The following is a 17712-nucleotide window of genomic DNA, read 5'->3' as shown; positions in this document are numbered from 1 at the left end:
CCTATCCGCCTGTCGGCGGTTTGCTCCCGGCAGGGCGAAATACAAAGAGCATAAAACTTTAGGTTTGTGCGATGGGTGTATTTCGCTCTCAATCGCCGAGGGCTATTTTTGTATTACATAATCTGATTACCACTCAGACTTGCGATTTCATTTATGGGCGTATCCACCCTTTTTATCTGCCCGTATCCGGGCTACTTTTTCTATGACTGACAGCAGGTGGTCTACGGTACTTTCTTCCCATCCGGCAAGCCATATCAGAGTTCTTTCCTCTGCTTTTGTCAGTTTCACACCTGCCAGTACCTTGTTCATTTTTTGTAGCTGTCTGCCCTCCATCTCATAAAAGAAATCATTCACGTTTCTGCTTTCTCTTTCCGGCTGCTTTAACATCTGCAACACTCCCTTCCTACCTTGTCTGTTATTCACAGGGGTGTGCCACACCCCTGTGAATAACAGACAAGGAAGAATTACCAACGGAAACTCTCCGGCACTCCTCGCCTGTCCAGATATTCTTTTCTTGCCTGTTCCCGTTCTTCCTCTGTCGGTGCAGTTTTTGATTTTCCAAACAGGTCACGCATAACCATCCTGTCCAACTTTTTCTCCAACTCCTTCTTGATTTCTTTTTCGCAACTCTCATCTTCCATCAAGTGAAAGCGGAGCAGCTGCATAAATAATTCCTGTGATATTTGCACGTTTCTCATCGTATCCCATCCTCTCCGTGACGGTATGTGACAGTTGTGACGGTTATTTCGATACCGCCCCCGCTGTCAAAAATACCGTCACAACCGTCACCAACTGTCACGCTGTTTCTGTATCGTCTTTCCAAAACCGTATTTTTCTTCCATCATGGGTGCGGTTGTTCTTATAATAAATGCCATGTTCCGCATACAACCTCCCTGAAAGAACATTCAGTTTTCGTGTGATGACATGGGGTTGAATTTCTACCTTTATCAGCGAAACCAGTTCCGTTGCCGAGCCTTCCCAAGAAGAAATATCCTTCATAACAAGTTCGGCAATCTCATCCAGTAAAGGCTCTGGCGGTTCCCTCCACAGTTCAGTTTCTGCCCTTTGCAGTTCCCACAATAACGTTTCTGTATTGCGGATAAGGTATAGCTTTTGGTCTTGCTGATCCCTGCCCGATACTTCCAAAGTTGCGGCATTGCCTGTCCGTTTTTCTTTCTGAAGGAGAAACGCCCCATCCGCCGCACCGAGCAGTCCGCTTGTTCCCGAAATCATATCAAACTTATCATCCGCCGTCTGTTTCCTTGTATGGTGTACGAGCAGGATACAAAGACCGTGGGCATCTGCAAAACTTTTCAGCCTTGCCATAATCTGATAATCGTTTGCATAGCTGTAATTATCTCCGCCAACTTCCCGCACCTTTTGAAGCGTATCAATGATAATCAGTTTCGTGTCCGTATGCTCCGCTACAAACCTTGCAAGCTGTTCATCCAGTCCTTTCCCAAGTTGGCTGGCAGAAACAGAGAAGAAAAGGTTGTCCGCACTCTCCGTTCCAAACATCCGGTACAGACGTTCCTGTAAGCGGCGGTAATCATCCTCAAGGGCAAGATACAGTACCGTTCCCTTTCGGGTGGTATAATTCCAAAGCGGTGTGCCTGTGCTGACGTGATAGGCAAGCTGTGCCATCAGGAAACTCTTTCCCAGTTTGGGAGAACCTGCAAAAATATATGTGCCGGGGTAGAGCAGACCGTCAATTAGCGGCGGCTTGCTCTGGTACTGGGTATCAAACAGTTCATTCATGGAAACTGCTTTGAGATAGGAGGGGTCTAAACTCAACTGCATTTCTCTCTGTATTTCCTCAAAGCTCTTGATATTTTCCTCATACTCGGATATACTATTTTCAGCGATTTTTTGAATTGGCTGCTCCGTATCTGCGCCAACAGATACATTCGGAGTAGCCTTTTCTTTTTTATTCTCCATTCTCATCCTCTCCTTTCAGATCGCCAAGAATAATGGCAATCAGTTCAATTACGTTCATCAATTCCTCATCCACGCTGTTCCCTGCTTCAATCCGCTTTAACTCTGTAAGGACAGCGGCAAGTTCCAGTTTGAGTGCCTTATACACTCTCGGATTGCCCTGTACCACCACATCCTGATTCAGACAGCGGCGGTAACAGTATTCCTGTTTGGGCAGCCCCGATAAGGCGACCGCCTTGTTGATGCGTTCATTTTCTTCGGGGGATACCCGAAATCCTACTGTGATGTTTCTCCATCGGTTTTTGTTATCCCTGTTCTTAGCTGACATTTGCAATCTCTCCTTTCCCTAAATCATCTAATCTATCTGCCATTTCCGTCTGTTTTGACGGGAACAGATGAGCGTACTGGTAAGTGATGTCAATGCTTTCATGTCCCACACGGTCTGCAATCGCCACCGCCGAAAATCCCATATCAATGAGCAAACTGATGTGGCTGTGCCTGAGATCATGAATGCGGATACGCTTTACGCCTGCGGCTTCTGCCCCTCTGTCCATCTCGTGATGGAGATAACTTTTTGTGACTGTAAAAATACGGTCTTTCTTCTTCAATCCGTGGAGCAGATTCAAATACTCCTGCATTTCTTCACAAAGGAACTTCGGCATTTTGATCATGCGGTTGCTTTTCTTTGTTTTCGGTGTGGTAATCACATCTTCTCCGTGTAGCCGCTGATAAGATTTGTTAATTCTGACCGTTTCTTTCTCAAAATCAAAATCCGCTGCGGTCAGTGCAAGCAGCTCCCCTTCTCGGATACCGCACCAGTAAAGCATTTCAAAAGCATAAAAGGAAACTGGCTTGTCCATCATCTCAAAAGAGAACTTCTTGTATTCTTCTTTTGTCCAAAACAGCATCTCCTTGTGTTCCTCACTTCCCATATTTCCCACCTTTGCGGCAGGATTGGAACGCAACTCATAATAACGTACCGCATGATTAAATATGGCTGACAGTTGATTGTGCAACGTTTTTAGATAGGTCTGTGAGTATGGCTTTTTCTTCTCATCCCGATAGGCAAGCAGTTCATTCTGCCATGTGATAATCTCCTTTGTGGAAATCTCGCTGATTCTTAACTTTCCAAAATACGGAAGTATCTTCGTGCGGATGATATGCTCCTTTGTCAGCCATGTGTTCTCCTTCAGACGGGTTTTCACATCCCGGATATACAGTTCGGTAAAGGCTTCAAAGCTCATATCAAGGTCAGACGCATTCTGTAACTGAAACATTCTCTCCCATTCCTGAGCTTCTTTCTTGGTGGCAAAACCACGTTTGCATTTCTGCTTACGCTCGCCTTTCCAGTTCACATACCTTGCCATCACATACCATGTTCCATTAGCTTCATTCTTAAATACCGGCATTACTTTTCCTCCTTTCCTGCTCCGTAGAGCCTTTCATAAAAATACTGGCGGTTTACACGCCCTGTAATCGTAATAAAACCTTTGGCTTTCAGTTCTTCATTCAACTGCCGGATTAACTTATAAGCATAAGGCTTTGATACGCTTAGTTCCTGTGCCACTTCTTCGGCACGAATAAATTTGTTCTCCATAGATTGTCCTCCTTTTGTTCTAAACTTTTTTGCTTAATTTTTAGCTTATTATACTAAGCATATTTGTTTGTGTCAAGTGGTTTTTGGAAAAATATTAAACTTTTTTGTTTTATATTATCTTGACTTCGCCTAAACATATCTGCTATACTAATTACACTACATATACAAGGAGCGATGATTATGGCGATTGGAGAGAGAATACATTTTTTCCGCATTCTGCGTGGAATGACACAAAAATATCTTGGTACGATTGTTGGCTTTCCTGAGCGAAGTGCCGATGTACGTTTAGCACAATATGAAACAGGAACAAGAAAACCGAAAGCGGAACTTACTGCTGCACTGGCACAGGCACTTGATGTTTCCCCTCATGCCCTCGATGTACCCGATATTGACAGCTATATCGGACTGATGCACACTTTGTTTACCCTTGAAGATTTATACGGTCTGACTGTCAGCGAAGCAGACGGAGAAGTCTGTCTGAAAGTCAACAAGAACAAAGGAAAAGACGCTCACGAACTACTGAAAATGCTCTATGCTTGGAAAGAACAGGCGGACAAGTTATCTTCCGAAGAAATCAGCAAAGAAGAATACGATAACTGGCGTTACCACTATCCAAAGTTCGATACCACACAGAGATGGGCGAAAGTGCCATCACAGGAACTTAGTGACGCTTTAGTGGAAATGTTCAAAGATCAACTCAAACCAGATAAATAAAGACGACAAAAAGCCCTTAGCCATGAGTTTCATACCCACAGCTAAGGGCTTAGTTTATAATATGGATTTATTTGTTACACAACCGCCTGTCAATCATTCTCTAACCATAAAACCACTGGATTACAAGAATAATGGCTCTTATGCAACTGTTATCAATTTGTTATCAAAAGACTTTTGAAAGTGCCGCAAGCCCGCATAAATACTGGTTTTTTACGATACTACAACTTATTCAAACTCAATTGTTCCTGTCGGCTTTGGTGTCAGGTCAAACAGCACCCGATTCACGCCTTTTACCTCGCTGGTAATTCGCCCCGTAATTTTCTGTAGCAGGGCAAAGGGCACATCTTCCACAGTCGCCGTCATCGCGTCAATCGTATTGACTGCCCGGATGATCACCGCCCATTCATCGGCCCGTTTTCCATCCCGTACGCCAACCGATTTCAGATCTGGGATTGCAGTGAAATACTGCCATACCTTTCCTTCTAACCCATTATCTGCGAACTCCTCCCGCAGGATTGCATCAGATTCCCGGACGGCTTCCAGACGATCCCGGGTAATCGCACCCAGGCAGCGGACACCCAAACCAGGGCCGGGGAAGGGCTGACGGTAAACCATAGAAGCCGGAAGGCCTAACGCAACGCCGCAGGCGCGAACCTCGTCCTTGAATAGCATACTCAGGGGCTCTACCAGCTGGAACTGAAGATCCTCCGGTAAACCACCCACATTGTGATGGCTCTTAACCGCTTTTACCGTTTTAGTGCCGGACTCAATAATATCAGGGTAGATCGTACCCTGAGCGAGAAATTCGATGCCCTCTAATTTCCGGGCTTCCTCTTCAAAAACACGGATAAATTCAGCGCCAATGATTTTCCGTTTGGCCTCTGGATCAGCTACGCCCGCCAGCTTGTCCAAAAAGCGGTCCACAGCATCAACATAAACCAGATTCGCACCCAGCTCATGGCGGAATACTTGAACAACCTGTTCCGGTTCGCCTTTGCGAAGCAGGCCATGATTCACGTGAACACAGGTAAGCTGATCACCGATTGCCTTGATGAGCAGCGCAGCCACAACGGAAGAGTCAACGCCGCCGGAAAGGGCCAAAAGAACTTTGCGGCCGCCCACCTGGTTACGAATCAGTTCAACCTGATCGGCAATGAAGTTTTCCATGTTCCAGTTGCTTTCGGCCCGGCAGGTGTCAAAAACGAACGAAGCAATCGCCTGTTCGCGCTCTGGGCCTTCGGCAGCCAGGGCAGGACTACCTTTGTGGTCGACAGACCAGATCGGAAGGCCGGATTCATATACGGCAGGGGCGGCGTCGATCGCCACGCCGTCGACGATCCGATTGACGCCGCCATTCAAAATAATACCTTTAACGTTCGGAAGAGCCGCCAGCTGCGGCTGGGAAATATCGTGAGGATGGATCTCTGTGTATACGCCTAAGGCCCGGATTTCCCGGGCCAGGCGGGTATTTTCATCACTGCCCAGATCGAGGATCAGGATCATATCTTGCTTCATATTTACCTCCTAAATAGTAGTAGAATGTATTCGTTATTTTATCACGGTCTATAGAGGAAATGCAAGAAATATATCAATTTTTGTAATAAGGCATACCTAAAAGAAAAAGAATCATTTTACTTGCAGTTTTGCTTAGAAAGTCAGGCCCAATAGCAAAATTATTTGCATGACTCTACTTTAAACCTATCGAATTCGATAGGTTTAAAATTGGGATTATGAATTTTCTCCCACAAACCCAAAAATGAAATCGTGGAATGGTTACGCATCCAGTTTGCCACCACGATAAAAGCGTTTTCAGGATTTTTATATTTAGCAATATCAGTCAACGAAATATAAGCGTCCTCATTAACAACATCTCCCATTACTCTGATTTCTGTTCCGTTGGCATCTATTTTCATATTCTTCATGGCCTAGCCTCCCTTCCTACTGGCCTTTTTCATTTTAACTCTTTCATTTATTTCAAAGTATACCATATCTTATAAAACAAGGGATAAGGTACAATAAGTTTCGCAAAAAGAGACATGGTTTGCAGATCTCTGGTAGAATGAAGTTGCAACACACCATTCTGAAAGGAGACAGCAGACCATGTCCGAGAAGATTGTACAACTAAACAAGGCCGTAATCAAGAGCGAACTCAAAGAGCTGGTTCGTGGCAGCGTAGAGGAAACCCTCAACGAACTGCTGGAGCAGGAGGCGGAGAAGTTAACCCAGGCGGCCCGGTATGAGCGCAACGAGCAGCGTCAGGGTTACCGCAGCGGCCACTACAGCCGGAACCTCACCACCACTTCTGGAGAAGTCACGCTCAAGGTGCCCAAGCTCAAGGGAATCTCCTTTAAGACCGCCATCATTGAGCGGTATCGCCGCCGGGAAAGCAGTGTGGAAGAAGCCCTCATCGAGATGTACCTGGCAGGTGTCTCCGTGCGGCGTGTGGAGGATATTACGGAGGCACTGTGGGGCAGCAAGGTGTCCCGGCTACCATCAGTGAACTAAACAAAAAGGCATATGTCCACATTGAGGATTGGCGAAATCGTCCTCTGCAAGGTAGGCGTTACCCATATGTCTATGTGGATGGGCTCTATCTGCGCCGAAATTGGGGCGGAGAGTTCGAAAATGTAGCCATTCTGGTAGCAATTGCGGTGAATGAAGATGGTTACCGAGAGGTTCTTGGCGCCGCTGAGGGTATGAAGGAGGACAAGGCCAGCTGGGTCAGTTTCTTCCAGTGGCTGCGTGGTCGTGGCTTGGACGGCGTGAAACTCATCGTCGGTGACAAGTGCCTTGGTATGTTGGAAGCCGTGGGAGAAGTGTTTCCTGAAGCTAAGTACCAGCGCTGCACCGTCCTTTTACCGCAATGTGTTCTCGGTTACGCCTCGCTCCAAGGTGAAGCTGGTGGCCAAAATGCTCCTAAATCATTGAAAAAACTGTCTGTTAGACAGGGATTAAAACACACGGAGCAACCGTGTGTCGCCTGTAGCTCTTTCCCGTTTAGCTTCAAAAGGGGAGCATAATTCATACAAAGGGGGGTATCCGTTTCCATCTGCATTTGCTGCCGTCGGGTTCATATCAATATCATAATAATCTTCTGTATACTTGATTTTGCTGTAATCAAATGAAGATTGCAGGGTTTGATATAGCTCCACGGCTGTTCCATCGGTTTCAGCTTTAGCTTCTCCACTATCTCCGACAATGTTTGCTGCTGCCCCTGCGTGATGGGATTTTCCTGCAAGAAAGCTTCAAACTGTATTTTATCCCACATCCATGCTTGCTCTACCGCCGCTACATCGCCGCACACCAATATGAGTCGCAAAAAATCCGAAAAATTCTTAGCAACTGGGTGAACATAGTCCGGCGCAGTGTTCATAGGACTGACCACAAAAACCATATCGCCAAATCCTCGTAAGAAGCAAAAGTGTATCCCATCTATTCCCGTCCACCCGAAAACAGATGCACCTTTTGGAGTACAAAAATACGGGGTGTTATCCTCTCTGCGCTCTATTCCTACAGCGGCCAAGCTAATCCGCTTCGCAAAAATCTTAAATATGTTTTATCCATTTAATGGTTTCTCACGCTCGAAATTCATCAATAAAAATTGCAAATATTATACCACGGCTTTGGGATTTTTCCGCTTCACCGCAGTATGTAAGAGCGGTATGGAACCCCCATACCGCAGGGGATTATCGCTCGTAAGACGGATCTTTGCGTTTTGTATTCGTTCGGGACGGTATCGAGAGCAGTTCTCTTGTGCGTTCTCCAAGCTGCTTTTCAATCGCCGTAAGCCTTTCTTCGGGCAGATTGAGCGAAGGGTGGCGGTGGAACCGGAAGCCAACCATCTTGTGAAGCTGCGCCTTCTGCTTTGCGCCCATTACCTCTTTGCAGACCTCCTCATAGGAAATCCGGTAGGGGTTGGAACGGGTTTTTGCGTATTCTTTCAGCTCTTTGAAATCATCGGGCATAGCGAAATTAAAAAGCGACAATCCGTTGTCGAAAATGGGTGCGGGGGAGATAATCTCCCCGGTGTGGTTATCCCGGAGAACGCCGAAGTTCCCGAAATGTCTGTCCTCATTATAGATGAGGGCGTCGAAAACAAGCATACCGCAAAGCTGCTCATAGAAATCATCGCCCAAAGTTTTGTAGTAATCCAAACAGCTTTTCAGCGTGATTTTTTTCAGGATACGGCCAATGGGAACAAAGGAAACATTGATGTCCGTAAAGAGCTTACACTTGGAGGCGAGGATACCTTTCCAATTCTCCAGATCATATTCGACGCAATTTAAGCCCATTGTTTTTGCAACCTGACAGGCATAGTATTCACTGTAAGGCTCGTTTCCGGTGTTTGCCGCACCCTCCGTTCCGCCTTTATACAAATAAATACTGTCGCCCTCAACAAACCGCCAAGCCTTCCTCAGCATACCGTTTGTAGTCAGCTCGGGAGAGGTCGAAAAAGCTTCGTTGCTTCCGCCGATTCCTGTATAGGCGACCAAAGACAGCGCTTCGGAAAAGCGGTTTTCATATAGGTTATACTCGGCAAATTTACCCGCAAAATCGGCGGGTACTACCCAATAGCTGTCATTGAGCGACAGCCCCATACATACGTCGATGATCCCTTTGGTATTGTTCACGCTGAGTCCCAATGTTTTCAGGATTTCATCGACGAACTGGCGGTTTTTGGGGATTACCCGTTTTTCCAGCCACTTCACAATCCCCTCATCGGTCAGCTCTAAATCAAGGGGAAACAAATGATTGTTTTCGGTATCCGCAGATAGAATATTCGCCTGTAAACCCTCCAATCCCCGTTCTTCGAGGGAGAAGGTAATCAAATCTTCGTCATAAAGGCGAAGGGAATAAATGTTGGTCATTGTCTGATTCCTTTCTTCCAATAGGATATTCAAATCCTTGTCGAGCGCTTCGGCAATCCGTATCATCATATTGAGGGAGAGATTCTGAGCGCCGCTTTCTATGCGGCAGATGTTGGATCTCTGCGTCCCAATCAGCCGTGCAAGCTGCGCCTGCGACAGCCCTTTTTCAAGCCGTGCCTGCGTCAATTTTTGAATTACACTCTGCCGGGAAACCAGTAAATCTTTCTCCGTCACAGAATCCCTCCCTTCGATTATTTTTCAGTATATATGTTATCATATATGATAACATATGTCAAGAGGGGGTTATCGCTCGTAGGCTTTCTCACTGCGTTCCGGCGCTTCGTCGCCCTCGTCAAGTTCGCCGTCTACAAGCTCATTCCCACGCTTTTCGCATATTCTTTCGCAAAGGAAACCCAATGCTCAATGTCAAAGGCAGGCTCGGTTTCAACGGGCTTTTCTTCTTCGGGTAGTTCTGTTTGGGGAGGGGGTGTGATCTCCGGTTCAGGTTCTTTGCTTTCAGGCAGTTCGAGTACGCTTGGTTTTACCAGCACAACGGGTTCCTGCACGGGCTTGTCCGCTTCATCAGGCAGATTGGCGGGGTGCGCTGTCTGCCCGATATCAGGAATAGCCTGTATCTGTTCGGCAATGCCGTGCTTTCCTCCGTTGGCGGAATTTTCTTCTCGGGTTCAGAATCCTGCGGTTGTTCAGGCGTTGTTTCAACCTCTTGTTTTTCTTCTGCGGCAGGCGCTTCGGATTCGGGAGAGCTTTGATTATGACTCTCCGAAAAAGAAAACGGCTGCGGCTTATCTTCTTTCGGCAAGGCATTGTTGCAGCCCGTCAGCACAAGCAGGATCAGAATCGTGAAAAAGGCGGTTGTCTTTGTTCTCATAATCGTTTCACTCCTTTGCTTTTCTGCCCTCATTTTAATCAAAAAGCAGGCCGCAGACAAAGGTGCGAAACAAGGGGTAATCTTAAATCATAACAAGTCCCTCCCAAATTCGTGAACTGTGCGTTTGCTTTGCAGAGATAGTTCTAATTCTACAAGATAGATTTAGATTAGAGAGATAGTTTTTCTTTCGGGTAGTCAGGTAGTATTTCAAGGGGTTTTCTGCAATGACCGTAAGAGTGCTAGATACAATTTCGCATCCCTTCCATAGAAACGGCTATGTATCTGACCGCAGTATTTGTTCTCAACCACCCCTGCGGAAAGCATTTCGCTTTTTACGGGAAGCACTAAAGTTACGGTTTGCGAAACCGTATCATAGGGATTTCATCTCTGCCGGGTTCTCCGCCAGCTCCGTAGGGAAGTATCATTATCATTCTGACTGTCCTTGCCGTCTCGGTAGCAATCCGAGTTTCAGATCGGGGGGTCTTGCTCGCTCGTTTTAGGGCTCCCGAAAAGTCGTAAGACTTTTTGGGAAGAGGAGAAGCAGTGTAGCGTATAAGTTTTCGTGTTTACACGGAAACGATAACAGCGAAACTTGCTTCGACGAGGTCTTGGCGTACCCACCTTCGGGCTATCATCAGAACTAACGTCCTTAGTGCCTGTATATTCAATTTTCAAGGTTCTCCGAAGGAAAGAAACTCCGGTTTGGAATTTAACCCCTTCACCTATTAGGAATGGGAGAGGCCGTTTGACAACCCCCATCTCAAAAAAATTTCAAAAAATTTTTTCAGCCGTCAAAACGCAAAAAAAGCCGCCTGCTTCTCCGCAGAGAAACAAGCGGCTTGAACTGCTTTCTATTTAGATGTATCGCACGGTGATCCGTTTCTTTCGTATGCTGCTTTATTACCAGATGCCTTATTCATATGACCAATAAGAAGAATTGCACACTGGTATTTCTCTGCTAATGCTCCCAGCTTCTTCGTCATATCTCTTGCCTCATTTGCCCGGTTCATATCCATGCCACCACCGAGATACGCCTGTATCGGGTCTAATATCAATACTTTTGCCCCAGTCTTAGCAAGTGCCTCTTCCAGCCTTTCATCTGCCATAGACAGGGATTTATCACTTTCATCAATAACCAGTATCTTTTCGCAGTCCGCCCCGGCAAGTTCAAACCTCGGCTTTACTGTATCTGCCAGGACGTATGGAGATAAACTGGAAAATGGATGACATTTTCTACAAAGAAGAAAAAGCATAAACTGAATAAGATTGTTCGCATGGAGCATCACTGGATGAAAACAGTGGTGCTTTTTGCGAATTAAAAGCAAATTTTTTTTAGACTTATATTGACAAAAGCAGAATTGCTGGCACTCACCTATGAAGATATTGATTTGGAAAAGCGAATTATAAGCATTTCTAAATCATATCAGAGATTGGATGGAAAAGATGTATTTACACCGCCTAAGCCCCCAAAGAGCAATCGTAAGATTACAATACCACCATTTCTGGCAGAAGAGTTAAAAGAATATTGCAGTCATTTATATGGAATTATGCCAAATGAAAGAATGTTCCGATTTACAAAATCTTATATGGAGCATGAGATTGTACGAGGAATAAGCTGTCAAGGGGAGAAAGTCTCGACAGAGATATGAATGTGCAGGAGCCGGTAAATGTCATTTATCAGACAGCAGAGGATGGACTGAACTGTATGTATTAGCTTTGTTGTTACTTACTACGATCACCGGTCTTACTCCTCCCTGAACCGAGGTTGTCGGGAACATACCGAGATCCGCCCATAAGATATCTCCTCTTCGAATCGTCACTTATCATCTCTCCAATCTTTTTAATTTGTAAAGCATTCATAGCGCTATATTGGCTCCACAGGGATACGGCAGAGTTCCTTTCCAAGACGGAAAGCTCTGCCGCATAACCTCTATAGCCAATTTGATTATTAAACAGTGCTCGCTCGATTCTATTTATCCTCGATACCCCGAATCGTTACTCCTGCATCTGCAGGAAGGGAATAATAACCTGTCCGAATGCTACACTCCGGACCACAACCCAAAAACTCTCGTTTCCAGGCTCTGGCAGTTCATAGGTTTACCAGTTACAGACTTCTCAGGGTCTGCAAGTGTATCGCATCTCACACATGTCATCGCATCACCAGCCTGCCGACTGGCTTTGGTCAGTGCTTTTTCGCAGTATTATTAGCTCAAAAAAGTTTCTTACGTCTTATAATCCTATAGCGGCATCTTCCTCGTGCTCACTGTATGAAATGTCACGTCAGTTATTATTGGATATTCAGTTTTCATGGTGCATTTTAGGGAGTCCTTAAAGCTCCTCTAATTACTAAAGTCAAATGACTTCGGCAGATGCAAAAAAATTTCCGAATTTTTTTAAAAAATTTTTTTCATATACATTTCACGCATTTTATTAAGGATCGTTTTCAGCTTGTACCATAAAATCTGCCGGATCAGTAATCGCATTTGCCATGAAAACGGACTTGCCACCAGTATGCCAACCGGAGAAAAAGGTAAAAGCTATAAAGAGAATATGGAATATCATCGTGGCACCAGTTGGAAAGCCAAGCTACGTGTTGCAGTTGATAAGGCAATCTGGACTTCCATCAACTATGAGGAATTTCTACAGAAAATGCAGTTAGCCGGATATGAAATCCGCCAAGGAAAGCACCTGTCATTCCGTGCACCGGAACAGCAGAACTTCACTTATATGAAATCTCTCGGAAGCTATTATTCCGAAGAAAATGTTCGCATCCGTCTGGCTAAAAATCGTAGCAAAGTAAAAACTCCAAGACATCTGTCCAGAGAAGCTCGCTTGTATATCAATATCTCCACTTATGTCACAACTGGAAATCGAGAGGGATTTGAACGATGGGCAAAGCTCAATAATCTAAAAGAGGCAACCCGCACCTTCAACTATCTTTCCGAAAATAACCTGCTGAATTATGAAGATTTCCAGCAGCATGTTTCTGACATTGAAGCTTCTGTTAAAGCGGCTGATCAGAGAATAACACAAGTCAACAATAATCTGAGCAGACAGAAAGTCATTCAGAAACACTGTGATTCTTACCGGCTCTGCCGTAAAGTGATTGAAGATTGCAAATCTGCAAAAAATCCAAAAGCATACCGCAGTAAGCATCAGGCAGAATACCAACTCCACGATTCACTAAAAAAAGAGCTTCAGGATCTCGGTGTCACCAAAATCCCAAGCTCTAATAAAATCCAGAAGCGAATTGAAAATCTTGAATGTGAACAGACTGCTACTGTCCGGGAAAAACAGGAATTACAGAAAAAGCAGAATACACTGGAGATCATTCAGCAGAATTTCACTGCACTCCTCGATGCTCCAGAGATCAGTTCTGACTTACTTCCGGCAAAACGGGAACCTGTTTCAGTCACAAGAGATAAATAAAAATTGCACTGACAACTCAATTATTCTCTTCCAAATCTTCCCAAGGTTTCAGACCCATTTCCTCCCAGGTGACACCATACGGTGCACCTCCGGAGGTATAACCAGCAATAAAGAAAAATCTGTCATCTTGCAAGATTTCTTTTTTAGCCAGATTATCTCTTGTTTCTTTTTTCCGTCTTGCTCGCCTCTGCTGCTTCTTTTGTTTCGCAACAGCTGCTTTTTCTTCCGGCGTTTTCTTATGTTTTTTTGCCATAAGTGTTTCCAGTGTAATCCCACTCTGAATGTCTCTCAGGATACGTTCTTCATAACTCTTTTCACGCTTTTCCATAATTTTATAAAATTCTTCATATTCCGTTTTAGGAGCAAGCGATTGAACTGCTGTAAACAACCTTTTGCATATATCATTCACTTCAGCATCAACCGGCATTCGCTGATTCTCAAGATAAAACTTCAAGTACATTTTGTATGTTTTATCTGCTATTGCACTCTTCTGTTTTTGTTTTAAGTCTTTATAGCTTCTGTTGTTCCTCTGCATCTATAATTCCTCATCTGACATCTTTCTCACGTGCCATCAAAAGCATTTTTTCAAAAGATTGAGCGAATCTTTCATCATCTTCCTCCGTCCGCTTCTTCGGTCCCTTGATATGACATTTACGGGAACTTCTTCTGGCTTTTTTATTCAGGTGACGTTCCATTAGCATCTGATCAATATTATCATTCGTGTACCATTTACCTGATTGATGAATAGCATAAGCACCTTTTCCCAATGCCATTGCAGCTACACCGTAGTCCTGTGATACGACAATATTTCCTTTATGGCAGATACTGATCAGTTTATAATCTACTGCATCTGCTCCTGCACCGACAACAACAACTTCGCTATAAGCTGATGACAGAACATGATTCGTATCACACAACAACGTTACCGGAACACTATTTTCTTTTGCGATTTTTTCAATGATTGCAACTACAGGGCAGGCATCTGCATCAACAAATATTTGCATCTTTGCCGGACGAAAAACACAAAACGAAAAAACGCTCCATGCAGATTTGATCCTTGCAGGTATCACACAACTTATTACCGTTGTTCTTGCAGACAAAATTCATCATCATGAATATATTCGCAGTTTGAAACCACTCATTGCTTAGGCTTACCAGCTTAATTAAATCAGAGGTTTATTTAAGTGCGCCCCAAAGTATAAATTAGTCACTCCCCATGTTTAAGTTATATCCCAAATGTAAAGCTCTTTCTTTTTGTGTTCTAAACACAAATAAATCTAACGAGTTTCGCAATTACCTAAATAATACTGCATCCTGCCCGAAGATTTCCCTGTTCATCTAAAATCTCTTTCTTCGTGCGTCTGTGCTTGCCCTGCTCATCATAAAACATATTTCTGGTAGCAATTTTCACTTCTGGATGTTCCAGCATTTTCCGTTCGCTGAATACGAGATGAATATGGTAATTGGTCATTTTCTTGTTATGGTGAAGTGCCGCACTGCATTCCACATCGTACCTTTTATGAAAGCTGTCCGTGAAAAGCCTTACCACATCATCTGCCTTGTACTCAACAAAACTTTCCGGAAGTGCAATGATAAACTCCCGTCCTTCAATACACTTCCCAGCTGTTCCGCTTGTATTCAGTGTTATCGTATGGATTATGGCATGGACCAAAAAAGCACTCGATAAAAAGGAGGGGATCCTGATGTTGATCCTCTATGCCATTTATGTTGTATATATCTGTATACGATAAATATGAAAATTGATTCACTGATGTGATAAAATTCTACCTTTATATTGGAAACAGGAAACAGAAAAATCACTTGCCGGCAGATAAATTTCTGCCGGCAAGCGATTTTTATTTTTTCAATTAAAATCCTGTCAATCTGAAAAACATCAATTCATTTGCTGATCCATCGTCTCGTTCCTGTGTCAGCATAATTAACAGAGAGCCGTCATCTAAAAGCTGCATATCTTCCAGCCATGGATAACTGACACCAAATATGTCCTCTGTAGAAATTGCACCTACGTGCGTTCCATCTTTTGCCCAAAATTGTATTTCGCGCATATTTCCATCTGCAGCCACAAAACCATTTTCTGTTTCCGCCATGCCTGTAATGGAACCGAGCTTGTCCGGAGAACTGATATCTTCTCCACCTAATTTCAAAAGCTGATTACCATCATAATCATAAACAACAATTTTTGTGCCTTCATCTTCCGCAGCCATGGATCCGGCAACCATAATATGACTATTCGTGATCTGTACGTCATCTATCATGGAAAACAGTCCCTTGCGTTCTTCATCGTTATTTAATCCGGTCAGTATCCACGGTTCTGCCGTCAGGTTACCGCCTTGATTCGCAATCTTCTGAGTATCACTGTTCACCCAGAAACTGATTCCCCATTCTCCGGATGGATGCATATTCAGATCTCCGTCTACTGTTGTCTGAAGTGCTTTTTTCCCATCTTTTACGCCAATTACATCTCCGATTCCCGGTGAAAGATATAACATTCCACTGCTGTCCCCAGACAAATATTCAAAATCATCGTCTAATTCCATCGAAGAAACGAATTCAAGTCCACTTTCTGAATATTCATAAGTATCCAGTTTATTCTCCAGCAGATGGAATACCTGATTGCCCTGTTTTACAAACTGATGATCCATAATCTGCATAACGCCCTGTGCTTCTTTAAATGGGATATATTCCGGAACGATTGTATAAGAACCTACCATCTGCTCTGCCAATACAGGTTCAAGAGGCTCTCCCTCCCATGGCCATGGTGCGTCTTTATTTCCTTCATCCTCTAATTTCAGCACAATTCCTTCCAGCAATTCTTTGTCAGAATCATCTATTTCCTGTCCTTTTACTCTGATATCATAGGATGTGCCAGACTGTTCATAACGATACATATACGTTTTTTCTATGGAATTACTTTCCGGCATTGCTGTATATTCTGCATTTCCTATTGTTACAGTGTCCATTTTCCCTTCAGCATATGCCTCTAAATCCACTCCAAAGGCAATTAAACTCTTTCGATATGTATATGAATCCTCCTTGGTCGCTTCTATAGAAATGACATTCTCGGATCCATCTGCTGTATCTCCATCAAAAAATCTAACGTAAGAATATTCTTCATCTTTCTTCATATTCTCTTTATCGTAGTTCCATGCCTTCGGATAATACACTGTAAATAAACTTAATTTAAGACTTTCTCTGTCTTTAAATTCTGTTTCTTCCTGCTCTGCTTTTTCCGATTTTTTCTTCTCCGGATTCTTTTTTTGTCCACATGCCGCTATCATCATCATGCATATCATGATACACAGCACACACCACAGTTTCTTTTTCATGGCGTCTTCCCTCCTTTCATGATTTCCACATCCTTTTCAGTTATTCACTGTCACTTTTTACACAGTGGAATGTGTAGTAGTCATCATCATCACTGTAGTCTACTTTCAAAGTACCATCGTCATTTATCATCACTGTAAGAGATGGATTTTCTGATTCAATCGAACAATATCCCAGTGCAACTGACCATGGGAAAGTCCCAATCTCCTCCCCTTTATAAATAACTGTTACATTACGGTCACTTTTGAAATCAAGACGCAGTGCATCATTGATGTTGTCTACTCCTTCCATAGAAGTCTGAGGTCCGTCTCCTAAAAGTTCTTCCACACTTTCTGCAGCCCACTCACCTATGACTGCATTTTCCTCCTCTGTCAGATAGAGTGCCGGATCCATTGCATCCGTTCCATCCTTTGCAAAAATCACCTTTACTCCCATCTCGAGCATATTATCAAAAGAAATAATATCTTTTCCGATGATTCCCACCATTTCTTCTCCTTCGATGCTCAAGATAAACTGATCATCTTCGACAGACCATTTTCCATTCCCTGTAGTGTCTCCAGCTGAAAAGGAAACTTTTCCGCCATTTTTCACTTCAAATTCAAAATCTCCTCCGAAAACTTCATCTATACTGACGGACATTCCCATCATCTGAGCGGACACCGCTACCCATTTCCCTTCATACGGGTTCTTTTCTCCTGTTTCTCCGGAGCCTCCACAACCAGTCAATACTATCATACTGATGATAAGCACTAGTCCAAATAACAAATTCAACTTTTTTCTCATAATCTTCTCTCCTTTCAATTACTTATTATCTAGGCGTTTGCGAAACGCCACAAGCCGCATAAATACGGCATTTTTTGTTACTAAAAATGAAATACCCCCTCACTGGATATGGTATAATAGAGTTGTCCAGAAACTATATACCCACACCCAAG

General features: G+C 43.9%; 19 protein-coding genes and 6 pseudogenes. 6 read left to right on the top strand and 19 right to left on the bottom strand.

Annotation, left to right across the window (positions count from 1 at the left end):
* Window positions 1-147: 147 nt before the first annotated feature.
* From H9Q79_RS17925 to H9Q79_RS17900, 6 genes are all read right to left on the bottom strand, one after another.
* Window positions 148-387 (bottom strand): hypothetical protein, encoded by a 240-nt coding sequence (locus H9Q79_RS17925; protein WP_118645845.1) that lies wholly within the window; start codon window positions 385-387, stop codon window positions 148-150.
* A gap of 77 nt (window positions 388-464) precedes the next feature.
* The gene (locus tag H9Q79_RS17920; protein WP_024739116.1) at window positions 465-698 is read right to left on the bottom strand and encodes a hypothetical protein; all 234 of its coding nucleotides are present in this window, start codon (window positions 696-698) and stop codon (window positions 465-467) included.
* A gap of 97 nt (window positions 699-795) precedes the next feature.
* Window positions 796-1938, bottom strand: coding sequence for a helicase RepA family protein (locus tag H9Q79_RS17915; RefSeq protein WP_118644594.1), 1143 nt, complete (start codon window positions 1936-1938; stop codon window positions 796-798).
* Window positions 1928-2263 carry a plasmid mobilization protein gene (locus H9Q79_RS17910; RefSeq protein ID WP_118644596.1) on the bottom strand — a complete coding sequence of 112 codons (336 nt, stop codon included), beginning with the start codon at window positions 2261-2263 and terminating at the stop codon, window positions 1928-1930. The genes H9Q79_RS17915 and H9Q79_RS17910 overlap by 11 nt, the downstream gene beginning before the upstream one ends.
* The gene (locus tag H9Q79_RS17905) at window positions 2253-3344 is read right to left on the bottom strand and encodes a site-specific integrase (RefSeq protein ID WP_118644598.1); all 1092 of its coding nucleotides are present in this window, start codon (window positions 3342-3344) and stop codon (window positions 2253-2255) included. Before H9Q79_RS17905 ends, H9Q79_RS17910 begins: the two co-directional genes overlap by 11 nt.
* Window positions 3344-3532 carry a transcriptional regulator gene (locus tag H9Q79_RS17900; RefSeq protein ID WP_024739120.1) on the bottom strand — a complete coding sequence of 63 codons (189 nt, stop codon included), beginning with the start codon at window positions 3530-3532 and terminating at the stop codon, window positions 3344-3346. Before H9Q79_RS17900 ends, H9Q79_RS17905 begins: the two co-directional genes overlap by 1 nt.
* A gap of 180 nt (window positions 3533-3712) precedes the next feature.
* Between H9Q79_RS17900 and H9Q79_RS17895 the strand changes: the two genes are divergently transcribed.
* Complete coding sequence (locus H9Q79_RS17895; RefSeq protein WP_024739121.1) at window positions 3713-4246, top strand: helix-turn-helix domain-containing protein; 534 nt, start codon at window positions 3713-3715, stop codon at window positions 4244-4246.
* Between the two features lie 225 nt (window positions 4247-4471).
* Here the strand turns inward: H9Q79_RS17895 and guaA are convergent, their stop codons facing one another.
* Window positions 4472-5761 (bottom strand): glutamine-hydrolyzing GMP synthase, encoded by a 1290-nt coding sequence (gene guaA, locus H9Q79_RS17890; RefSeq protein ID WP_249328881.1) that lies wholly within the window; start codon window positions 5759-5761, stop codon window positions 4472-4474.
* 158 nt (window positions 5762-5919) lie between these two features.
* Entirely contained in the window at window positions 5920-6168 is a 249-nt protein-coding gene (locus H9Q79_RS17885; RefSeq protein WP_249328880.1) for a KilA-N domain-containing protein, read from the bottom strand.
* 178 nt (window positions 6169-6346) lie between these two features.
* Here H9Q79_RS17885 and H9Q79_RS17880 point away from each other — a divergent pair.
* Window positions 6347-7162: pseudogene (locus H9Q79_RS17880) on the top strand (IS256 family transposase); the annotation flags it as partial.
* Between the two features lie 154 nt (window positions 7163-7316).
* On the opposite strand, the gene H9Q79_RS17875 reads toward H9Q79_RS17880, so the two are convergent.
* From H9Q79_RS17875 to H9Q79_RS17855, 5 genes and pseudogenes are all read right to left on the bottom strand, one after another.
* On the bottom strand, window positions 7317-7640 hold the full coding sequence (locus tag H9Q79_RS17875; RefSeq protein ID WP_249328879.1) for a hypothetical protein: 324 nt from the start codon (window positions 7638-7640) through the stop codon (window positions 7317-7319).
* Window positions 7641-7932: 292 nt separating this feature from the next.
* Window positions 7933-9348 (bottom strand): helix-turn-helix domain-containing protein, encoded by a 1416-nt coding sequence (locus H9Q79_RS17870; protein ID WP_249328878.1) that lies wholly within the window; start codon window positions 9346-9348, stop codon window positions 7933-7935.
* 131 nt (window positions 9349-9479) lie between these two features.
* On the bottom strand, window positions 9480-9665 hold the full coding sequence (locus H9Q79_RS17865) for a hypothetical protein (protein WP_249328877.1): 186 nt from the start codon (window positions 9663-9665) through the stop codon (window positions 9480-9482).
* Window positions 9656-10003, bottom strand: coding sequence for a hypothetical protein (locus H9Q79_RS17860; protein WP_249328876.1), 348 nt, complete (start codon window positions 10001-10003; stop codon window positions 9656-9658). Before H9Q79_RS17860 ends, H9Q79_RS17865 begins: the two co-directional genes overlap by 10 nt.
* Window positions 10004-10875: 872 nt before the next feature.
* A pseudogene (locus H9Q79_RS17855) lies at window positions 10876-11199 on the bottom strand (AAA family ATPase); the annotation flags it as partial.
* 159 nt (window positions 11200-11358) lie between these two features.
* Between H9Q79_RS17855 and H9Q79_RS18585 the strand changes: the two are divergent.
* Window positions 11359-11652 (top strand): annotated as a pseudogene (locus H9Q79_RS18585) (site-specific integrase); the annotation flags it as partial.
* Window positions 11619-11702, top strand: a pseudogene (locus H9Q79_RS18735) (AAA family ATPase); the annotation flags it as partial. The pseudogenes H9Q79_RS18585 and H9Q79_RS18735, both read left to right, overlap by 34 nt.
* Here the strand turns inward: H9Q79_RS18735 and H9Q79_RS17845 are convergent.
* Window positions 11674-11781, bottom strand: a complete 108-nt coding sequence (locus tag H9Q79_RS17845; RefSeq protein WP_249329743.1) for a type II toxin-antitoxin system PemK/MazF family toxin — start codon at window positions 11779-11781, stop codon at window positions 11674-11676. The pseudogene H9Q79_RS18735 and the gene H9Q79_RS17845 sit on opposite strands and share 29 nt — an antisense overlap.
* Before the next feature lie 670 nt (window positions 11782-12451).
* Here H9Q79_RS17845 and H9Q79_RS17840 point away from each other — a divergent pair.
* Window positions 12452-13432, top strand: coding sequence for a relaxase family protein (locus H9Q79_RS17840; RefSeq protein ID WP_249328875.1), 981 nt, complete (start codon window positions 12452-12454; stop codon window positions 13430-13432).
* Window positions 13433-13448: 16 nt separating this feature from the next.
* Here the strand turns inward: H9Q79_RS17840 and H9Q79_RS17835 are convergent, their stop codons facing one another.
* Entirely contained in the window at window positions 13449-13967 is a 519-nt protein-coding gene (locus H9Q79_RS17835; RefSeq protein WP_118445428.1) for a hypothetical protein, read from the bottom strand.
* Between the two features lie 10 nt (window positions 13968-13977).
* A complete protein-coding gene (locus tag H9Q79_RS17830) occupies window positions 13978-14436 on the bottom strand; it encodes a YaiI/YqxD family protein (RefSeq protein ID WP_249328874.1) in 459 nt (152 codons plus the stop codon).
* On the opposite strand from H9Q79_RS17830, the pseudogene H9Q79_RS18580 reads away from it, so the two are divergent.
* Window positions 14426-14581, top strand: a pseudogene (locus H9Q79_RS18580) (ISNCY family transposase); the annotation flags it as partial. The gene H9Q79_RS17830 and the pseudogene H9Q79_RS18580 sit on opposite strands and share 11 nt — an antisense overlap.
* A gap of 151 nt (window positions 14582-14732) precedes the next feature.
* On the opposite strand, the pseudogene H9Q79_RS17820 reads toward H9Q79_RS18580, so the two are convergent.
* The 3 genes and pseudogenes from H9Q79_RS17820 to H9Q79_RS17810 form a co-directional block, all read right to left on the bottom strand.
* Window positions 14733-15062, bottom strand: a pseudogene (locus H9Q79_RS17820) (MobA/MobL family protein); the annotation flags it as partial.
* Window positions 15063-15300: 238 nt separating this feature from the next.
* A complete protein-coding gene (locus tag H9Q79_RS17815; RefSeq protein ID WP_117891092.1) occupies window positions 15301-16779 on the bottom strand; it encodes an NHL repeat-containing protein in 1479 nt (492 codons plus the stop codon).
* A gap of 40 nt (window positions 16780-16819) precedes the next feature.
* The gene (locus tag H9Q79_RS17810) at window positions 16820-17560 is read right to left on the bottom strand and encodes a hypothetical protein (RefSeq protein ID WP_249328873.1); all 741 of its coding nucleotides are present in this window, start codon (window positions 17558-17560) and stop codon (window positions 16820-16822) included.
* Between the last annotated feature and the right edge of the window lie 152 nt (window positions 17561-17712).

Source organism: Wansuia hejianensis (assembly GCF_014337215.1).
GTDB lineage: Bacteria > Bacillota > Clostridia > Lachnospirales > Lachnospiraceae > Scatomonas > Scatomonas hejianensis.
Note: the sequence above shows the minus strand (reverse complement) of the source record. Positions and strands in the feature narration are given on the sequence as shown.

Excerpts from the sequence above, each read along its gene's own strand:
- H9Q79_RS17925 (WP_118645845.1), bottom strand. The coding sequence starts at position 387 with ATGTTAAAGCAGCCGGAAAGAGAAAGCAGAAACGTGAATGATTTCTTT.
- H9Q79_RS17920 (WP_024739116.1), bottom strand. The coding sequence starts at position 698 with ATGAGAAACGTGCAAATATCACAGGAATTATTTATGCAGCTGCTCCGC.
- H9Q79_RS17915 (WP_118644594.1), bottom strand. The coding sequence starts at position 1,938 with ATGGAGAATAAAAAAGAAAAGGCTACTCCGAATGTATCTGTTGGCGCA.
- H9Q79_RS17910 (WP_118644596.1), bottom strand. The coding sequence starts at position 2,263 with ATGTCAGCTAAGAACAGGGATAACAAAAACCGATGGAGAAACATCACA.
- H9Q79_RS17905 (WP_118644598.1), bottom strand. The coding sequence starts at position 3,344 with ATGCCGGTATTTAAGAATGAAGCTAATGGAACATGGTATGTGATGGCA.
- H9Q79_RS17900 (WP_024739120.1), bottom strand. The coding sequence starts at position 3,532 with ATGGAGAACAAATTTATTCGTGCCGAAGAAGTGGCACAGGAACTAAGC.
- H9Q79_RS17895 (WP_024739121.1), top strand. The coding sequence starts at position 3,713 with ATGGCGATTGGAGAGAGAATACATTTTTTCCGCATTCTGCGTGGAATG.
- guaA (WP_249328881.1), bottom strand. The coding sequence starts at position 5,761 with ATGAAGCAAGATATGATCCTGATCCTCGATCTGGGCAGTGATGAAAAT.
- H9Q79_RS17885 (WP_249328880.1), bottom strand. The coding sequence starts at position 6,168 with ATGAAGAATATGAAAATAGATGCCAACGGAACAGAAATCAGAGTAATG.
- H9Q79_RS17875 (WP_249328879.1), bottom strand. The coding sequence starts at position 7,640 with ATGGTTTTTGTGGTCAGTCCTATGAACACTGCGCCGGACTATGTTCAC.
- H9Q79_RS17860 (WP_249328876.1), bottom strand. The coding sequence starts at position 10,003 with ATGAGAACAAAGACAACCGCCTTTTTCACGATTCTGATCCTGCTTGTG.
- H9Q79_RS17845 (WP_249329743.1), bottom strand. The coding sequence starts at position 11,781 with ATGTTCCCGACAACCTCGGTTCAGGGAGGAGTAAGACCGGTGATCGTA.
- H9Q79_RS17835 (WP_118445428.1), bottom strand. The coding sequence starts at position 13,967 with ATGCAGAGGAACAACAGAAGCTATAAAGACTTAAAACAAAAACAGAAG.
- H9Q79_RS17830 (WP_249328874.1), bottom strand. The coding sequence starts at position 14,436 with ATGCAAATATTTGTTGATGCAGATGCCTGCCCTGTAGTTGCAATCATT.
- H9Q79_RS17815 (WP_117891092.1), bottom strand. The coding sequence starts at position 16,779 with ATGAAAAAGAAACTGTGGTGTGTGCTGTGTATCATGATATGCATGATG.
- H9Q79_RS17810 (WP_249328873.1), bottom strand. The coding sequence starts at position 17,560 with ATGAGAAAAAAGTTGAATTTGTTATTTGGACTAGTGCTTATCATCAGT.